General features: G+C 22.7%; 32 protein-coding genes and 1 tRNA gene. 2 read left to right on the forward strand and 31 right to left on the reverse strand.

Features of this window, described 5'->3' with window-relative positions:
* Window positions 1-174 precede the first annotated feature (174 nt).
* From AACL42_RS00855 to AACL42_RS00865, 3 genes are all read right to left on the reverse strand, one after another.
* Window positions 175-247, reverse strand: a tRNA-Glu gene (locus tag AACL42_RS00855).
* Between the two features lie 168 nt (window positions 248-415).
* On the reverse strand, window positions 416-1,252 hold the full coding sequence (gene aroE, locus AACL42_RS00860) for a shikimate dehydrogenase (RefSeq protein WP_340147636.1): 837 nt from the start codon (window positions 1,250-1,252) through the stop codon (window positions 416-418).
* Window positions 1,245-1,808, reverse strand: coding sequence for a Sua5/YciO/YrdC/YwlC family protein (locus AACL42_RS00865; protein WP_340147637.1), 564 nt, complete (start codon window positions 1,806-1,808; stop codon window positions 1,245-1,247). The genes aroE and AACL42_RS00865 overlap by 8 nt, the downstream gene beginning before the upstream one ends.
* A 153-nt stretch (window positions 1,809-1,961) precedes the next feature.
* Here AACL42_RS00865 and def point away from each other — a divergent pair, with 153 nt between their 5' ends.
* Window positions 1,962-2,402, forward strand: coding sequence for a peptide deformylase (gene def / locus AACL42_RS00870; protein WP_425333443.1), 441 nt, complete (start codon window positions 1,962-1,964; stop codon window positions 2,400-2,402).
* A gap of 45 nt (window positions 2,403-2,447) precedes the next feature.
* Window positions 2,448-3,392, forward strand: coding sequence for a methionyl-tRNA formyltransferase (fmt, locus tag AACL42_RS00875; protein ID WP_340147638.1), 945 nt, complete (start codon window positions 2,448-2,450; stop codon window positions 3,390-3,392).
* Between the two features lie 50 nt (window positions 3,393-3,442).
* Here the strand turns inward: fmt and rplQ are convergent, their stop codons facing one another.
* The 28 genes from rplQ to rpsJ form a co-directional block, all read right to left on the reverse strand.
* Window positions 3,443-3,844, reverse strand: a complete 402-nt coding sequence (gene rplQ, locus AACL42_RS00880) for a 50S ribosomal protein L17 (protein ID WP_340147639.1) — start codon at window positions 3,842-3,844, stop codon at window positions 3,443-3,445.
* A gap of 36 nt (window positions 3,845-3,880) precedes the next feature.
* The gene (locus AACL42_RS00885; RefSeq protein ID WP_340147640.1) at window positions 3,881-4,870 is read right to left on the reverse strand and encodes a DNA-directed RNA polymerase subunit alpha; all 990 of its coding nucleotides are present in this window, start codon (window positions 4,868-4,870) and stop codon (window positions 3,881-3,883) included.
* A 20-nt stretch (window positions 4,871-4,890) separates the two neighbouring features.
* Window positions 4,891-5,511 (reverse strand): 30S ribosomal protein S4, encoded by a 621-nt coding sequence (rpsD, locus tag AACL42_RS00890; protein ID WP_340147641.1) that lies wholly within the window; start codon window positions 5,509-5,511, stop codon window positions 4,891-4,893.
* A 48-nt stretch (window positions 5,512-5,559) separates the two neighbouring features.
* Window positions 5,560-5,952, reverse strand: coding sequence for a 30S ribosomal protein S11 (gene rpsK, locus AACL42_RS00895; protein WP_340147642.1), 393 nt, complete (start codon window positions 5,950-5,952; stop codon window positions 5,560-5,562).
* 27 nt (window positions 5,953-5,979) lie between these two features.
* Window positions 5,980-6,336, reverse strand: a complete 357-nt coding sequence (gene rpsM, locus AACL42_RS00900; RefSeq protein WP_340147643.1) for a 30S ribosomal protein S13 — start codon at window positions 6,334-6,336, stop codon at window positions 5,980-5,982.
* Window positions 6,337-6,381: 45 nt separating this feature from the next.
* Window positions 6,382-6,498 (reverse strand): 50S ribosomal protein L36, encoded by a 117-nt coding sequence (gene rpmJ / locus AACL42_RS00905; protein ID WP_340147644.1) that lies wholly within the window; start codon window positions 6,496-6,498, stop codon window positions 6,382-6,384.
* 40 nt (window positions 6,499-6,538) lie between these two features.
* Window positions 6,539-7,876 carry a preprotein translocase subunit SecY gene (secY, locus tag AACL42_RS00910; protein ID WP_340147645.1) on the reverse strand — a complete coding sequence of 446 codons (1,338 nt, stop codon included), beginning with the start codon at window positions 7,874-7,876 and terminating at the stop codon, window positions 6,539-6,541.
* A 6-nt stretch (window positions 7,877-7,882) separates the two neighbouring features.
* Window positions 7,883-8,323: a 50S ribosomal protein L15 gene (rplO, locus tag AACL42_RS00915; RefSeq protein WP_340147646.1), complete on the reverse strand. Its 441-nt coding sequence runs from the start codon at window positions 8,321-8,323 to the stop codon at window positions 7,883-7,885.
* A 2-nt stretch (window positions 8,324-8,325) separates the two neighbouring features.
* Window positions 8,326-8,517, reverse strand: coding sequence for a 50S ribosomal protein L30 (gene rpmD / locus AACL42_RS00920; protein ID WP_340147647.1), 192 nt, complete (start codon window positions 8,515-8,517; stop codon window positions 8,326-8,328).
* Between the two features lie 36 nt (window positions 8,518-8,553).
* Window positions 8,554-9,039 carry a 30S ribosomal protein S5 gene (rpsE, locus tag AACL42_RS00925; RefSeq protein ID WP_425333446.1) on the reverse strand — a complete coding sequence of 162 codons (486 nt, stop codon included), beginning with the start codon at window positions 9,037-9,039 and terminating at the stop codon, window positions 8,554-8,556.
* 14 nt (window positions 9,040-9,053) lie between these two features.
* The gene (rplR, locus tag AACL42_RS00930; protein WP_340147649.1) at window positions 9,054-9,419 is read right to left on the reverse strand and encodes a 50S ribosomal protein L18; all 366 of its coding nucleotides are present in this window, start codon (window positions 9,417-9,419) and stop codon (window positions 9,054-9,056) included.
* Between the two features lies 1 nt (window position 9,420).
* A complete protein-coding gene (gene rplF, locus AACL42_RS00935; protein WP_340147650.1) occupies window positions 9,421-9,966 on the reverse strand; it encodes a 50S ribosomal protein L6 in 546 nt (181 codons plus the stop codon).
* Between the two features lie 20 nt (window positions 9,967-9,986).
* On the reverse strand, window positions 9,987-10,379 hold the full coding sequence (gene rpsH, locus AACL42_RS00940; protein WP_340147651.1) for a 30S ribosomal protein S8: 393 nt from the start codon (window positions 10,377-10,379) through the stop codon (window positions 9,987-9,989).
* A gap of 43 nt (window positions 10,380-10,422) precedes the next feature.
* Window positions 10,423-10,728 carry a 30S ribosomal protein S14 gene (rpsN, locus tag AACL42_RS00945; RefSeq protein WP_340147652.1) on the reverse strand — a complete coding sequence of 102 codons (306 nt, stop codon included), beginning with the start codon at window positions 10,726-10,728 and terminating at the stop codon, window positions 10,423-10,425.
* Between the two features lie 46 nt (window positions 10,729-10,774).
* A complete protein-coding gene (gene rplE / locus AACL42_RS00950) occupies window positions 10,775-11,317 on the reverse strand; it encodes a 50S ribosomal protein L5 (RefSeq protein ID WP_340147653.1) in 543 nt (180 codons plus the stop codon).
* 93 nt (window positions 11,318-11,410) lie between these two features.
* Window positions 11,411-11,725 (reverse strand): 50S ribosomal protein L24, encoded by a 315-nt coding sequence (rplX, locus tag AACL42_RS00955; protein WP_340147654.1) that lies wholly within the window; start codon window positions 11,723-11,725, stop codon window positions 11,411-11,413.
* Between the two features lie 28 nt (window positions 11,726-11,753).
* Complete coding sequence (gene rplN, locus AACL42_RS00960) at window positions 11,754-12,122, reverse strand: 50S ribosomal protein L14 (RefSeq protein WP_340147655.1); 369 nt, start codon at window positions 12,120-12,122, stop codon at window positions 11,754-11,756.
* Between the two features lie 11 nt (window positions 12,123-12,133).
* Window positions 12,134-12,388: a 30S ribosomal protein S17 gene (gene rpsQ / locus AACL42_RS00965; RefSeq protein WP_340147656.1), complete on the reverse strand. Its 255-nt coding sequence runs from the start codon at window positions 12,386-12,388 to the stop codon at window positions 12,134-12,136.
* A 7-nt stretch (window positions 12,389-12,395) separates the two neighbouring features.
* Entirely contained in the window at window positions 12,396-12,584 is a 189-nt protein-coding gene (gene rpmC, locus AACL42_RS00970; protein WP_340147657.1) for a 50S ribosomal protein L29, read from the reverse strand.
* Between the two features lie 15 nt (window positions 12,585-12,599).
* Complete coding sequence (gene rplP, locus AACL42_RS00975; protein ID WP_340147658.1) at window positions 12,600-13,004, reverse strand: 50S ribosomal protein L16; 405 nt, start codon at window positions 13,002-13,004, stop codon at window positions 12,600-12,602.
* Window positions 13,001-13,726: a 30S ribosomal protein S3 gene (rpsC, locus tag AACL42_RS00980; protein ID WP_340147659.1), complete on the reverse strand. Its 726-nt coding sequence runs from the start codon at window positions 13,724-13,726 to the stop codon at window positions 13,001-13,003. The genes rplP and rpsC overlap by 4 nt, the downstream gene beginning before the upstream one ends.
* Window positions 13,727-13,785: 59 nt before the next feature.
* Window positions 13,786-14,118: a 50S ribosomal protein L22 gene (gene rplV / locus AACL42_RS00985; RefSeq protein ID WP_340147660.1), complete on the reverse strand. Its 333-nt coding sequence runs from the start codon at window positions 14,116-14,118 to the stop codon at window positions 13,786-13,788.
* A gap of 66 nt (window positions 14,119-14,184) precedes the next feature.
* Window positions 14,185-14,463 (reverse strand): 30S ribosomal protein S19, encoded by a 279-nt coding sequence (gene rpsS, locus AACL42_RS00990; protein WP_340147661.1) that lies wholly within the window; start codon window positions 14,461-14,463, stop codon window positions 14,185-14,187.
* Between the two features lie 48 nt (window positions 14,464-14,511).
* A complete protein-coding gene (gene rplB, locus AACL42_RS00995) occupies window positions 14,512-15,336 on the reverse strand; it encodes a 50S ribosomal protein L2 (RefSeq protein ID WP_340147662.1) in 825 nt (274 codons plus the stop codon).
* 17 nt (window positions 15,337-15,353) lie between these two features.
* The gene (gene rplW / locus AACL42_RS01000; RefSeq protein ID WP_340147663.1) at window positions 15,354-15,659 is read right to left on the reverse strand and encodes a 50S ribosomal protein L23; all 306 of its coding nucleotides are present in this window, start codon (window positions 15,657-15,659) and stop codon (window positions 15,354-15,356) included.
* Complete coding sequence (gene rplD, locus AACL42_RS01005; protein ID WP_340147664.1) at window positions 15,656-16,261, reverse strand: 50S ribosomal protein L4; 606 nt, start codon at window positions 16,259-16,261, stop codon at window positions 15,656-15,658. Before rplD ends, rplW begins: the two co-directional genes overlap by 4 nt.
* Entirely contained in the window at window positions 16,258-16,899 is a 642-nt protein-coding gene (gene rplC, locus AACL42_RS01010; protein WP_340147665.1) for a 50S ribosomal protein L3, read from the reverse strand. The genes rplD and rplC overlap by 4 nt, the downstream gene beginning before the upstream one ends.
* A gap of 25 nt (window positions 16,900-16,924) precedes the next feature.
* Window positions 16,925-17,248, reverse strand: coding sequence for a 30S ribosomal protein S10 (rpsJ, locus tag AACL42_RS01015; protein ID WP_340147666.1), 324 nt, complete (start codon window positions 17,246-17,248; stop codon window positions 16,925-16,927).
* Between the last annotated feature and the right edge of the window lie 18 nt (window positions 17,249-17,266).

The raw sequence follows: 17,266 nt of genomic DNA on the forward strand, positions 1-17,266 counted from the left end.
TTTATTCCAAATTTTTAAAGAACATATTTTTTTTTATTAATTTTTTAATATTTAATATTTTAATATTTTTAAAATAAAAATTTAAAAAAAATATCTATAAAAATTAATAATAATAAATAATAACATATTATTCAAAAAAAACAAATCTTTTTTTTATTTTTTTGTAAAACGTTTTGTCCCCTAGGGGAATTGAACCCCTGTTGCTGCCGTGAAAGGGCAGTGTCCTAGACCGCTAGACGAAGAGGACTAAAAAAAATAAAAAAAAATTATTTATTAATTAAAAAAAAATTAAAAATTTTAAAAAATTTAAAATTTATTAATGTAGTATTAATAATACATAATCCTTTTCAAGAGTCAAGCTTTTTTATCAAAAATAAAAAATTATAAATGTTAAAAATAATTATAAAAATTATTTTTATAAAAAAATTTTTTTTTTTAAAGATAAAAAATTTTTTTTAATATTAGGAAAAATTCCATGCCATAAAAAAAAAGAATGAGCAGCTTGATGTATTAACATACCTAAACCATCAAAAGTATACCTTGCTCCTAAATTTTTGCACCATTTTAAAAAAATAGTATCTTTTTTTTGATAAAACATATCATAACAAATAATGTTCTTTGAAATAATAAAATTCGGTAAATTCGGTATTTTATTTAAAATACTTAAAGAAGTAGCATTAATAATAATTCCAAAAAAATTTTTTTTTATAAAATCATAAGAAATAGCTTTAATTAAACCCAATTTTTTATATTTTTTTTCTAATAAAAGAGCATTTTTAAAAGTTCTATTTAAAATAAAAATATTAAATTTATCTTTTAATAAATCTGGTATTACTCCCTTAGATGCCCCTCCAGCTCCTAATAATAAAAGATTTTTATTATTATATGTAAAATTATATGATTTTAAATCTGATATTAATCCTATTCCATCAGTATTATCTCCTAATATTAAATTATTTTTTAATTTTTTTAAAGTATTTACAGATTCTGATAATTTTGCTCTTTTTGTCAATTTATCACATAAATTAAAAGCTTTTTCTTTAAAAGGCAAAGTAATATTTGCTCCTAATCCAAAACGATAAAAAAATTTAATAAGATCCCAATAAAACGTTTTTGTGCTAGATAATAATTTTATATATCGACTATTAATATTAGATTTTTTTGAAAAATATTTATGTATAATAGGTGATTTACTATGACTGATTGGATTACCAAAAACAGCAAAATAATTTTTAAAATTTAATTTATTCACGTATAACTTTTCCTGTCATTAAATTTAAAATTTTAGAACTTTTTTTTTTTTTTCCTAAAGTATGACTTAAAATAGGAATTTTATTTCCAAAAAATTGAATGATCTCTTTTAAAGATTTGCAAGGCTTTAAACCTGATAAATTTGCACTTGTAGAAATTATAGGTTTTCCAAATAAAAAACATAACTTTTTTAAGATATTATGATTAGTCAATCTTACAGCAATTAAATCTGACCCTCCATTAATCCAAGATGGATTATGAGGATTTGAAGGAACCAAATAAGTAATGAAATCAAAAGTTTTATTTAAAAATTTATTTTTCATAGAAAAAGTTATTTTTTTTTCTGAAATATATGGTCGAAGTAATTCATAAGAATGAGCAATTAAAATAAAACCTTTATTAAAAGCTCTTTTTTTTAAAATAATAATCTTTTTTATAGCTTTATAATTATCTGGATTACAACCTAAACCAAAAAATCCTTCTGTAGGATGAATTATTACTTTATTTAATTGTAAATATTTTACACATAAAAAAATTGATTTTAATATTTTTGACATTAAAAAATTCCTTAATATTTTATATTAAAAAATATATTATAAAAATTATTTTATTAATTTTTTATATAATAAATTCTTTTAAAAATAAAAATTTTTATTTATAATAAAAATATAAAAATCATTTTACTCTAAAAAAAAATAAAAATTAATATAATGTCAACTTTTAAAATCTTAAAATATCCTGATAAAAATTTGAGAAAAATAGCAAAACCTGTAAAAAAAATAAACAAAAAAATTAAAAAAATTATTCATAAAATGTTTAATACTATGTATTTATACAATGGAATTGGATTAGCAGCAACTCAAGTTAATATCAATTTACAAATTATAGTTATTGGAATTATTAAACCATTAAGAAACCCACTGATTTTAATAAATCCAAAAATAATAAATAAAAAAAAAATTATAATGTCTGAAGAAGGATGTTTATCTGTTCCAAAAAAATTTTTTCAAGTTCCTAGATATAATTATTTGAAATTATATAGTTTAAATCATGATGGAAAAAAAAATATAATATCAGCTCAATCCAATTTATCGTTTTGTATACAACATGAATTAGATCATTTAAAAGGAAAATTAATTTTAGACTATTAGATTTATAATAATAAAAAATAAAAATTAGAAAAAAATTATTAAAATATGAAAAAAATAAAAATTATTTTTGCTGGAAATGATGCTTTTTCTTTAAAACATTTAAAAAAAATTTTTTTATTATCATTTGTAAAATTAAAAGCTATAATAATTTCTAAAAAAAAAAAAAGAAATCAAAAAATTTCTTATATAGAAAAATTTTCTAAAAAAAATAATATTAAACTTATTAAAGTAAAAAATTTTAATTCTAAAATTAAAAAAAAATTAAAAAATATTAATTCTGATTTATTATTAGTAGTATCTTTTGGTATGATAATTCCAAAAAAAATTTTAAAAATTTTTACTTTAGGTGGTATTAATATTCATGCTTCATTATTACCAAAATGGAGAGGTTGTTCACCTATTCAAAATTCAATTTTATCTGGAGATAAAAAAACTGGAATTTCTATTATTCAAATGAATACTGAAATAGATTCTGGAGATATAATATACATTAAAGAATATAAAATAAAAAAAAAAGAAAATTACAATAGTTTATCTAACAATTTAGCTAAAATTGGAAAACAATCAATTGTAAAAGTTTTGAATCAAATACTTAAACAAAAAATAAAAAAAATTCCACAAAATAATAATAAAGCTACATACACTAAAAAAATTAAAAAAAAAGATGGCCATATTAATTGGAACAATTCTGCAAAAAAAATAGAAAGAATGATTCGAGCATATAAACCATGGCCAAGTTCTTATTTTTTTATTAACAAAAAAATGGTAAAAATTTTAAAATCAGAAATAATATTAAAAAAAAAAAAAAATAAAAATAAAAATTTAATTGGAAAAATTAAAGATTTTAATAAAAATGGAATTTTAATAGAAACAAAAAAAAATTTTTTAAATATTACAAAATTACAAATTTCTGGAAAAAAAAAAAATTATTCTTGTAATTTGTATAATTCTTATAAAAATTTTTTTAAAATAGGGAAATTACTAACATAAAAATTTATAAAAAACAGAACGGCATGGCATGCCGTTTGTTTTAAAATTTTTTATATATTTTTTTTTGAAATAATTATTTTATTTTTATTTTTAATTATTCTATCTGAAAAAAAAATATATGCCATAGGAGCTCTATCACCTGCTCGATAACCACATTTTAAAATTTTGGTATAACCACCTGGTTTTTTTAAAAAAAAAGGACCAAGATCATTAAATAATTTTGAAACTAAATAATTATTTCTAATTTTAGAAAAAATTATTCTTCTATTAGATACACTATCTACTTTAGCTATAGTAATAATAGGTTCGATAAACCTTTTCAATTCTTTAGATTTTGGCAAAGTAGTTTTAATTTTTTCAAAATTTAATAATGAACAAATCATATTTTTAATCATAGATTTAACATGACTTCTTTTTCTATTAAATTTTTTTCCAACTTTTTTATGTCTCATAATACTCTAAATTTCCTAATTTTTTAAGAATAAATTTTATTTTTTCAATAAACTATCTGGAGGCCAATTTTCTAATTTTGAGCCTAATGATAAATTATGAGAAGCTAAAATATCTTTAATTTCCATTAAAGATTTTTTCCCTAAATTTGGAGTTTTTAATAATTCAATTTCAGTTTTTTGAACAAGATCTCCGATATAATGTATAGATTCAGCTTTTAAGCAATTAGCAGATCTTACTGTTAATTCTAAATCATCTACTGGTCTTAATAAAATCGGAGAAAACTCAGGTTTTTGTAATTTTTCTAAAGGCTCACAAACATCTCTTAAATCAATAAAAGACTCTAATTGATCTGATAAAATTGTTGCTGATCTTCGTATTGCCTCTTCAGGTTCAATTGTTCCATTAGTTTCCATTTCTATTATTAATTTATCTAAATCTGTTCTTTGCTCTACTCTAGCTGCTTCTACACTATAGGATATTCGATTAATAGGGCTATATGAAGCATCAAGTAATAAACGACCAATTTTTAAAGAATTTTTTTTTTGAATGATTTTTGAAGAAGCTAATACATAACCTCTTCCTCTTTCTACTTTAACTTTCATAGAAATAGAAGAACTTTTATGAGTTAAATGACAAATTATATGATCTAATTTTATAATTTCAACGTTTGAATCACAAATAAAATCAGATGCAGTAACTACACCAAATCCTTTTTTTTTTAATGTTAAGTAAGATTTATTTTTATCATGAATCTTTACAGCAAGTTCTCTCAAATTTAATAAAATTTCTAAAACATCCTCTTTAATTCCATCTTTGCTACTATATTCATGTAAAACTCCATCAATTTCTACTTCAGTTACAGCACATCCTGGCATAGATGATAATAATATTCTTCTTAATGCATTTCCTAATGTATGACCAAAACCTCTTTCTAATGGCTCTAAAGTAACTTTTGCATGATTTTTGTTAAATTGCTTAATATCTACTAATCGAGGTTTTAAAAAATTAATTAAAGAATCTGACATGATTTTATCCTAAAAATATATTATTTCGAATAAAGCTCTATAATTAAATGTTCATTAATATCTGCAGATAAGTCAGATCTATCTGGTACTCTTAAAAAAGTTCCTATCATTTTACTTTTATTTAAATCTATCCATGAAGGTTTTTCTTTTTGCTCAAATAACTCTAAAGAAGCTTTAATTCTTAACTGATTTATAGATTTTTTTTTAATTGCAATACAATCTTTAGGGAAAACTTGATAAGATGGTATATTTACAATTTTATTATTTACTAAAATAGATTTATGATTTATTAACTGACGAGATTCTGATCTTGTAGATCCAAACCCCATTTTATAAATTACATTATCTAATCTACTTTCTAATAATTGTAACAATTTTTCACCAGTATTTCCTTTAGATTTAGAAGCTAATTTATAATATTTTCTAAATTGTTTTTCTAAAATTCCATATAATCTTTTTACTTTTTGTTTTTCTCGTAATTGAATACCATAATCTGACAATCTCGTTTTTCTAGATCCATGTTGTCCTGGAAATTTATCAATTTTACATTTTGAAGAAATTGAACGAAAACCAGATTTCAAATATAAATCTGTTCCTTCTCTTCGACTTAATCGTAATTTTGGTCCTAAATATCTTGCCATATATTATATATCCTTAAAAAAAAATAAAAAAAATGAAAAAATAAAAAGTTAAACTCTTCTTCTTTTTGGAGGTCTACATCCATTATGGGGTATAGGAGTTACATCAATAATATTAGTAATTTTAAAACCAAATGCATATAAAGCTCTAATAGTAGATTCTCTTCCTGGTCCTGGTCCTTTTACCATTACTTCTAAATTTTTTATTCCATAATCTTTAACTTTTTCTGCGCATTTTTCTGCAGCAACTTGAGCTGCAAAAGGTGTAGACTTTCTTGACCCTCTAAAACCAGATCCCCCTGAAGTAGCCCAACCTAAAGAATTCCCATTTCTATCAGTGATAGAAACAATAGTATTGTTAAAAGAAGCGTGTATATGAGCAATTCCATCTAAAATTTTTTTTTTAGTTTTTTTTTTAGAAGATCTAATATTTTTTTTAATCATAAACATTTTCTCTTATGTTTTAAAAAATTATTTTTTTATTGGTTTTCTTGGGCCTTTTCGAGTTCTTGCGTTAGTTTTTGTTCTTTGCCCTCGTACTGGTAAATTTCTTCGGTGTCGTGTTCCTCTATATGAACCTAAATCAATGAGTCTTTTTATACTCATAGCATTTTTACGTCTTAAATCTCCTTCAACTGCAAATTTGGTTATTTCTAATCTTACAGATTCAACTTGTTTTTTATTTAAATCTTTCACTTTAAAAATTTTAGGAATCTTTAAAATTTTACAAATTAAACTAGCTCTAGACTTCCCAATTCCATAAATTTTCATTAAAGCAATAATTACTCTTTTTTCATTAGGAATATTAATTCCTGCTATACGAACCAAATTGAAAACTCCTTATAAAATAAATTTTAAAATGTTAACTAATAATTAACCTTGACGTTGATTATGTTTAGGATAATTAGAACAAATTATTCTAACCACTCTATTTCTTTTAACAATTTTACAATCTCTACACATTTTTTTTACTGAAGTACGTACTTTCATAATTACACTCTTTTATAAATATTAAAAAAAATTTTATTTTTTAAAAACTTAAATTTGATTTTTTAAAAATAGAATTATACCTGTTAGACATCATTAAAGTTTGAATTTGAGAAATAAAATCTATAATTACTACTACTACGATTAATAATGAAGTTCCACCAAAATAAAACGGAGCATGTATTATATTTCTCATAAAATCTGGAACTAAACAAATAAATACTATATACATAGAATTTATAGAAATTAACTTTAACATTATATTTTCAATATATATAGATGTTTGTTCTCCAGGTCTAATTCCAGCTATAAAAGCGCCAGATTTTTTTAAATTTTCTGCTGTTTCTCTTGGATTAAATGTTAAATTTGTATAAAAAAAACAGAAAAAAATAATTGAAAGAATATATAAAATAATATAAATAGGTTGACCAGGTTGAATACATTGAGATATTTTTATTAAAAACAAAAAATTAAATAAATTTTTATGAATAATCCATGAAGAAATAGTAGCTGGAAACAAAACTAAACTAGCTGAAAAAATTGCCGGAATTACTCCAGACATATTAATTTTTAAAGGCAAATAAGAACTTTGAATAGTGTTCAATCTTCTGTTATTATTTTTATTAGAATAATATATTAAAATTTTTCTCTGTGCTCTTTCAATAAAAACAACAAAAAATATCACAAAAAATACTAATATAAAAATTTCTAACAAATTAAAATAACTTAAATTTGATGATTTAACATTTTTAATAGTATGTAAGCAAGCTTCAGGTAATGAAGCAACAATTCCTGAAAAAATAATAATAGAAATTCCATTCCCAAGTCCACGTTCAGTTATTAAATCTCCTAACCACATTAAAAACATTGTTCCTGTTACTAAACTTAATGAAGTGGTAATATAAAAATAATAATTTATTCCTTTTGAACATAAAATACTATCATCATCATAAAAATAAGGTAAACTAATAGCAATAATAATAGATTGAATAATAGCTAATATCAAAGTAAAATTTTTAGTATAATTATTTATTGTTAATCTACCAAATTCTCCTTCTTTTTTTAATTCTATTAAAGGTTTATATAAAAATGTTAATAATTGAATTATAATTGAAGCAGAAATATATGGCATAATTCCTAGAGAAAATATAGAAACTCTTCTTAATGCTCCTCCAGAAAACATGTTAAAAATATCCATAATAGTACTATGACTATTTTTTAATATTTTAACAATAATTGTAGAATGTATACTAGGTATAGGAATAAAAGATCCAATTCTAAAAATTATTAAAGCAAATATTAAAAAGGATAATCTATTTTTAATCTCTAAATAATTACTATTAAAACTATTTTTAAAATAATTAGGTAATTTTTTAAGCATTATTTTCTATAATTCCTTAATAGTTCCCCCAGAAGATAAAATAGCTGAACGAACACCTTTAGTAATCAAAATACCTTTTAATCTTAAACATGTCGGAATTTTTTTTCCAAACAAAATTATTTTTACTTTTTTTACATTTATATTTACAATTTTCCATTTTTTTAATGTTTTTAAATCAATAATTTTATTAGATATTACTAAAATTTCTGATAAACGTACATGTTGAGAAAATTTTTTTTTTCTAGATCTAAAACCAAATTTAGGTAATCTTCTATATAAAGGAGTTTGTCCTCCCTCAAAACCTCTTCTTATGCTACTTCCTTTTCTTGATTTTTGTCCTTTATGACCTCTTCCAGAAGTTTTTCCTAATCCTGATCCAATTCCTCGCCCTAATCTCTTTTTTGATTTTTTTGAATTTTTTTTAGAAAAAATAGTATTTAAATACATTTTTATAAATCTCTTTGTTTAATTTTTAATAAATAAGAAATTTTTTTAATCATTCCTAAATTAGATTTAGTCATTTCTCTATAAACTGAATGATTAATAAATCTTAAACCTAAACCTAATAAAGTAGCTTTATGCTTGGGTAATATTCCAATACTACTTTTAATCTGTGTAATTTTTAAAATTTTTTTTTTCATATATTTATAATTTTTAATTATTTATTTATATATATTTTAAAATCTTTTATTTCTTTTTTTTAAAATTGTTTTTAAAGATTTCATTTTTGATAAAGCATTAATAGTAGCTTTTACCACATTGATAGGATTTGTAGATCCATACGTTTTTGCTAATACATTAGAAATACCAGAAACTTCTAAAACCGCTCTCATAGCTCCCCCAGCAATAATCCCTGTTCCATCAGATGCAGGTTTCATAAAAATTTTAGATCCAGTATAAGATTCTGTAACTTCATGTTGTAAAGTTTTATTAATCAAATCAAAAGTAATCATATTTTTTCTGGCTTTTTCCATAGCTTTTTGTATCGCAAAAGGTACTTCTTTTGCTTTTCCATATCCAAATCCAACTTTACCATTTCCATTACCAACAACAGTAAGAGCTGTAAATGAAAAAACTCTACCTCCTTTTACAGTTTTTGAAACTCTATTCACAGAAATTAATTTTTCTTGAAAATCTTTTTTATATTTTTTTTCATTTTTAATCATTGTTATAAATCCTAAAATTTTAAGCCAAATTTTCGAGCAGATTCAGCTAAAGATTTAATTCTACCATGATATTTAAAACCTGCTCGATCAAAAGAAACAGTATTTATTCCTTTTTTTAAAGAACGTTTTGCAATTAATTTTCCTACCATTTTTGCTGCTATTTTATTACCAGTATAATTTATTTTTTTAAAAAATTTTTTCTCTAATGTAGATGCAGAAACTAAAATAGTAGAATCATGTAATGAAATTAATTGCGCATAAATATGTCTTGAACTTTTATAAACAAATAATCGATGTCGTTTACTTTTTATAATAATATCACGTATTTTAATAGATCTTTTTTTTCTATTAGAAATATTTTTTTTTAAAATATTCATATTACTTTTTTTTAGCCTCTTTTATTTTTACAATTTCATCTATATATCTTACTCCTTTTCCTTTATATGCATCTGGAATTCTAAAATTTCTTAAATTTGCAGCTACTTGACCAATTAATTGTTTATCAATTCCAAAAACAGTAATTTCTGTTTGAGAGGAAATATTAACATTCACTCCTTTAGGCAAAATATACTTTATATCATGAGAATAACCTAAAGACATTACTATCATGTTTATATTATTAAAATTACTTAAAGAAGCTCGATATCCAACCCCTATTAGTTTCAATTTTTTTAAAAATCCATTTGTAACGCCAATAATCATAGAATTAACTAAAGATCTACTAGTCCCCGCATGCATCCAATTTTTTTGAATATTTTTAAATACAGAAAATTTTAATATTCTATTGTTATAACTTAATTGTACAACATTATTCAAATATTTAAATAATGTTCCTTTAATTCCTATTACAGTAACTTTATTATTATCTATTTTAATTTGAACTTCTTTAGGAATTAATATAGATTTTTTAGCTATTCTTGACATATGTTTCCTTTTTTTTTAAATTAAGAAATATGACAAATTAACTCTCCACCTACACCTAATTTTCTTGCTTTCTTATCTGTCATTATTCCCTTAGAAGTAGAAATAATAGCTATTCCTAAACCATTAATTACTGAACATATATTATTTTTTTTTTTATATATTCTCAAACTTGGTTTACTAATTCTAATAACTTTTTCTATAACAGGACTATTATTAAAATATTTTAAATATATAGTTAAAATTTTTTTTTTTTCACCAAGTATTTTATAATCTATAATATATCCTTCGTCTTTTAATAATTTACTAATTGCAATCTTAACTTTAGAACATGGTATATTAACAAAAATTTTATTTGCTTTTTGACCATTTCTAATTCTAGTAAACATATCTGATATAGGATCTTGCATACTCATTTTTTAATTACTCCATAATAAAAATATTGTATAAAAAATTTTATTACCAACTCGACTTTCTTAATCCAGGAATTTCTCCTTTCATAGCACACTCTCTTAAAGTCATTCTACTCAAACCAAACTTTCTCAAAAAAGCATGAGGCCTTCCAGTTCTTCGGCACCTATTTCTTTGTCTTGAAGGGCTAGAATCTCTAGGTAAAGATTGTAATTTTATTACTGCTTCCCATCTTTTTTTTTGATTATTTTTTTTATTTTTAATAATTGATTTCAAAGATAACCTTACTTTAAAAAATTTGTTTGCTAAAAAAATTCTTTTTTTTTCTCTTTCTTTCATAGATTGTTTAGCCATTTTAAACTTTCTCTCTTTTAAAAAATATACAAATGATTAAGAAAAATTACTTTATAAATGGAAAATTAAAAGATTTTAATAACTCATATCCTTCTTTATCAGAATTAGCAGTAGTAACAATATTAATATCTAAACCTCTAATTTTATCAATTTTATCATAATCTATTTCTGGAAATATTATTTGCTCTTTAATTCCTATATTATAATTTCCATAACCATCAAAAGATCGCTTAGATAAACCTCTAAAATCTCTAATTCTAGGTATTGCAATAGATATTAATTTGTTTAAAAAATCCCATTTTTTAAAACCACGTAAAGTAACTTTGCATCCAATCGGATAACCTTGTCGAATTTTAAAAGCCGCAATAGATTTTTTCGCTTTAGTTATTAATGGTTTTTGACCAGATATAGCTGTTAAATCAGAAACAGCAAAATCTAATTTTTTTTTATTTACAATAGACTCACCTACTCCCATATTTAATATAATTTTGACAATTTTAGGAACTTGCATAATAGATTTATAAGAAAATTTTGATTTTAATGCTTTAATTATTTTAGTTTTATAAAGAACATGTAAGAAATTCGGCATAAAATTCCTTGAAATAATTTAAAAAAATAAAATTTTAAAAAAATTGATTATAAATTAAAAATATTAATAAAATATTAATTTATAAAGTTAATATTAAAGAACTGTATTATCTGATTTTAAAAAACGAACTTTTTTCCCGTTGACAAATTTAAATCCTACTCGATCTTTTTTATTAGTTTTAGGATTTAAAATTGAAACCTTAGATATTGGTATTGGAGATTCTATAGTTTGTATTCCTCCTATTTGATTTAATGAAGGATTTGGTTTTTTATGAATTTTTACCATACAAACTCCTTCTACAATTATTTTTTTTTTATCTAAAAAAACTTTTTTTACAATACCTACTTTATTTTTATCTTTTCCAGATAAAATTATAACTTTATCATTAAATTTTATTTTTAAAGCCATAAAAATTCTCCCTAATTAAATTTAATTATTATAAAACTTCTGGAGCTAAAGATATAATTTTCATAAATTTTTTAGTTCTTATTTCTCTAGTTACAGGACCAAAAATCCTCGTCCCTATTAATTGATCAGTTTCATTTAATATTACACAAGAATTATGATCAAATCTAATTAAAGATCCATCTAATCTTCTAATTCCTTTTCTAGTACGAACCACTATTGCTTTTAAAACTTCTCCTTTTTTGACTTTGCTTCGTGGAACTGCTTCTTTAACTGCAACTTTAATTAAATCTCCAATATTAGCATATTTTTTTTTCGATCCACCTAAAACTTTAATACATAAAACTAAACGAGCACCAGAATTATCAGCAACATTTAAAATTGTTTGTTCTTGAATCATTTTATACCTTCTTATAAAATATTTTTTTTTAATACTTTTTTTAAAGACCAACTTTTTGTCTTAGAGATAGGTTTACATTCTACAATTTCAACAAAATCTCCAATTTTACATTCATTATTTTCATCATGAACATGTAACTTAGTTTTTTTTCTTATAAATTTTTTATAAATAGGATGTTTTATTTTTCGCTCTAATAATACTACTATAGATTTATTCATTTTATTACTTAACACTATACCTTGAAAAACTTTTTTTTTATTTATCATAATTATTTTATATTCTTGTTTTTTCAGTTATTAAAGTTTTAATAATAGCTATATTTTTTCTAGATTTTTTTAATAAATGAGTTTGTTGTAATTTTTTAGCAGAACATTGCATTTTTAAATTAAATTTTTCTTTTAATAAAAGACATAACTCCGAATTTAATTCTTTAATACTTTTTTTTCTAAAAATTTTTTTCATATAAGTTTTAAAACCTTATTTTTTTTTAATAAACATTGTTTTAACTGGTAATTTATCTGAAGCTAATTTAAATGCTTCTCTAGAAAGTTCTTCAGAAATTCCATCTATCTCATATAATATTTTCCCTGGTTTTACTAAAAATACCCAATATTCAACATTTCCTTTACCCTTCCCCATTCTTACTTCTAATGGTTTTTGAGTAATTGGTTTATCTGGAAATATTCTAATCCATAATTTTCCTAATTTTTTAATATAACGAGATATATTTCTTCTGGCTGATTCAATTTGTCTAGAAGTAATTCTAGCTCGAGTAATTGCTTTTAAAGCATAAGAACCAAATTTAATTTGATCATTAACAACTAAACCTCTATTCTTACCTTTATGCATTTTTTTAAATTTTGTATTTTTAGGATGCATCATATAATTAAATTATTCCTTTGTTTTAATCTTCTATTACTTCTATTAGTATTATTTCTTAAATTTTTATTCTTATTTAAAGAATATTTTGGCATTCCATCTAAAATTTCTCCTTTAAAAATCCATACTTTTACTCCTACTACACCATAAGTAGTATGAGCTTCAGCACAATTATAATCAATATTAGCTCTTAAAGTATGTAAAGGGACTCTTCCTTCTCGATGCCATTCTGTTCGAGCTATTTCAGCTCCTCCTAACCTACCACTGATTTCAATTTTAATTCCTTGTGCTCCCTGTCTCATTGAATTTTGTATAGAGCGTTTCATAGCTCTTCTAAACATAATTCTTCTTTCTAACTGTAATACTACATGTTCAGAGACTAATTTTGCATCTAACTCTGGTTTTTGAACTTCAGAAATATTAATTTTTGTAGGAAGATTAGAAATCTTAGACACTAAAATTCTTAATTTACCTATATCTTCTCCTTTTCTTCCAATAACAATTCCAGGTCTAGCCGTAAAAATAGTAACAGTTAAATTTTTAGATAATCGCTCAATTATTATTTTGGAGATTGAAGCTTTAAACAATTTTTTCATTAAAAATTTACGCACTTGATAATCATTATCTAAGTAATCAGGAAAATTTTTAGTACCTGAAAACCAAATTGAATTCCAAGATTTAATAATTCCTAATCTCATACCATTAGGATTAACTTTTTGACCCATAAAATTTTCCTTTTTTTATAAAATATAAATATAATAATAAAAGTTATATAATAAATACATTACTTTTCAGATAATATAATTGTAATATGACTAGTTCTTTTTAAAATTTTATCAGATTTTCCTTTTGCTCTAGGCATAGTACGTTTTAAAGTAGGTCCATTATCTATAAAAATTTTTTTAATTTTTAATTTTTCTAAATCAATTCCATAATTATGTTCTGCATTTGAAATAGCAGAAAATAATACTTTTTTTAATAAAAAAGATGATTTTTTAGCATTAAAACTTAAAATTTGAAATGCTTTTTTAATATTTTTACCTCGAATAAAATTAGCAATTACTCTTATTTTTTGAGGTGATGAACGAATTTTTTTACATTTAGCTATAATTTCCATAAAATTCCTCTATTTATTCATTTCAATATTTTTTAAATTATTTTTTTTATTTTTTTTATTTTAAAGCTAACTTTTTTTAATTTTTTTGTCTGAATTATGGCCACGATATGTTCTAGTTAAAGAAAATTCACCAAGTTTATGACCAACCATTTCTTCAGTAATAAATACTGGAATATGTTGTTTTCCATTATGAACAGCAATAGTCAAGCCTACCATATTTGGGAAAATTGTTGATCTTCTAGACCAAGTTTTAATAGGTTTTTTTGATTTTTCTAAATTTGTTTTTTTAACTTTTTTTAATAAACTTACATCTATAAATGGACCTTTTCTAAGAGATCTTGGCATATAATATAAATTTTTCCTATTTAATATTTTTAAAAATTTAAGAAGTTGTTATTTCTTTTTTCTATTATGAATGATAAATTTTTGAGTTCTTTTATTTCTTCTTGTTTTTTTACCTTTAGTTTGTTTTCCCCAAGGAGTAACAGGATGTTTACCAAAATTTCTCCCTTCTCCACCTCCATGAGGATGATCAATTGGATTCATAGCTGTTCCTCTCACTGTAGGTCTAATTCCCCTCCATCTAGAAGCACCAGCTTTCCCTAATACTCTTAACATATGCTCAGAATTTCCAACTTCTCCTATAGTTGCTCTACATTTGGATTCTATTTTTCTAATTTCTCCAGATCTTAACCTTACAGTAACATATTTATCTCCTCTAGAAACTAACTGTACATAACTACCTGCAGATCTTGCTAATTGACCCCCTTTATATGGTTTCATCTCTACATTATGTAATAATGATCCAATAGGAATCTTATACATAGGTAAAGAATTTCCTATATTAATAGGAGCGTTTACCCCTGAAAAAATTTTGTTTCCAATAGAAAGTCCTTTAGGAGCTAAAATATAACTTCTTGATCCATCTTTGTACAATAAAAGAGCAATATGAGCAGATCTATTAGGATCATATTCTATTCTTTCTACTACCGCTTTTATATTGTCTTTATTTCTTTTAAAATCAATTTTTCTATAAAGTCTTTTATGTCTTCCTCCAATATGTCTAGTCGTAATTCTTCCTTGGTTATTTCTACCTCCAGTTTTACTATTTTTTTTTAATAAAAAAGATTTTGGTCTACCTTTATATAAAAAATTGTTTTTTAACTTTATAACATGACGTCTTCCTGGAGACGTTGGCTTACATTTTATTATAGACATAATTTAAAATACTCTAATTATCCTGAATGATTATTTAAAAAATCTAAATTTTGATCTTTTTTCAATTTTATGTATGCTTTTTTCCAATCTTGTTTAAAAAATATTTTATTTCCATAACTTTTTTTTTTCCCTTTCATTTGTACAATATTTATTTTTTCTGAATGTAAAAATAAAAATTTTTTTAATGCAATTTTAATTTCTCTTTTAGTAGCAGATTTTAAAACTTTTAGTACAATAATATTAGAATTCTCTTTAATTTGAGTAGTTTTTTCAGAAATATGCAATGATTTAATAATATTTAATAGTCTATTATAAGATTTCATTCAAAAATTTCCTCAATTTTTTTTAATGCTTTAAAAGTAATTATAATGCTTTTAAATTTAAGTAAATCTATAGGATTAATTAATTTTGTATCTATTACTTTAATTTTATATAAATTCCTAGAAGCAAGAAATAAATTTTTTTTTAATTTATGTGTAATAATTAAAACATCTGTAAAATTTAATGACTTTAATTTTTTAAATAAAATTTTAGTTTTTGGGGCATTAATATTAAAATTTTTAAAAAAATTTAATCTTTTTACGCGAACTAATTCTGATAGTATACTTTTCATCGCAGCTTTGTACATTTTTTTATTAACTTTTTTAATATATTTTTTACTTTTTGCCGCAAAAGTTACTCCTCCAGATCTCCAAATTGGACTTCTTAAAGAACCTACTCTAGCTCGACCTGTACCTTTTTGTCTCCAAGGTTTTTTACCAGAACCAGATACTTCACCCCGACTTTTTTGAGCTTTAGTCCCTTTTCGTAATCTTGTTTGAAAAGTTGTAATAACTTGATGTATTAAAGTTCTATTAAAAGGAAAATTAAAAATATTTTTAGAAATTAAAACATTTTTTTTAGAATCTTTTAATAAAATATTCACTTATTATTTACTCCTCTTTGTTTAACAGCAGGTTTGATAATCACATCATTACCTTTATGACCTGGAATAGACCCCTTAATTAAAAAAACATTATTTTCATAATCAATTTTTATTAATTTTAAACTTTGAATGGTAACCTTTTCGTTTCCCATATGACCAGCCATTTTTTTTCCTTTAAAAACTCTTCCTGGAGTTTGATTTTGACCAATTGAACCAGGAGCTCTATGAGATAATGAATTTCCATGTGTAGCATCTTGAGAAGAAAAATTCCATCTTTTAATAGTTCCAGCAAAACCTTTTCCTTTAGATATTCCTGTTACATCTACTTTTTTAACAGTATCAAATAACTTTATATTTAAAACATCTCCAATTTTATATTTTAATTTACCAGAATATTTAAACTCCCATAACCCTCGTCCAGGTAAAATGTTTAATTTTGAAAAATATCCTTTTTCTGTTTTTTTTAAAAATTTTTTTTTTTTAAATCCTACAGTAACTTGCAAAGAATTAAAATTTATATGTCGTATTATTTTAGTAATTCTATGCTGCTCTATCTTAATCACAGAAACTGGAACAGAATTTCCTGCATCAAAAAAAATTCTAGTCATACCAACTTTTTTTCCAACAAAACCTAACATTTTATACCTCAAAATTTTTTTTTTATTATCTTAAACTGATTTGAATATCTACACCTGCAGCTAAATCTAATCGCATTAATGCATCTACAGTTTTTTCTGTAGGTTGAACAATATCTATTAATCTTTTATGAGTTCTAATCTCATATTGATCTCGAGCATCTTTATTTACATGAGGGGAAATCAAAATAGTAAATTTTTCTTTTTTTGTAGGTAATGGTATTGGGCCTCTAACTTGAGCTCCCGTTCTTTTTGCTGTTTCTACAATTTCTAATGTAGAATGATCTATTAATCTATGATCAAATGCTTTTAATCGAATTCTAATTCTTTGATTTTGTACATTTTTACTCATAAAAACTCCATTTCATAA

It is taken from the genome of Buchnera aphidicola (Drepanosiphum platanoidis) (genome assembly GCF_964020165.1).
GTDB classification, from domain to species: domain Bacteria; phylum Pseudomonadota; class Gammaproteobacteria; order Enterobacterales; family Enterobacteriaceae; genus Buchnera_J; species Buchnera_J aphidicola_BL.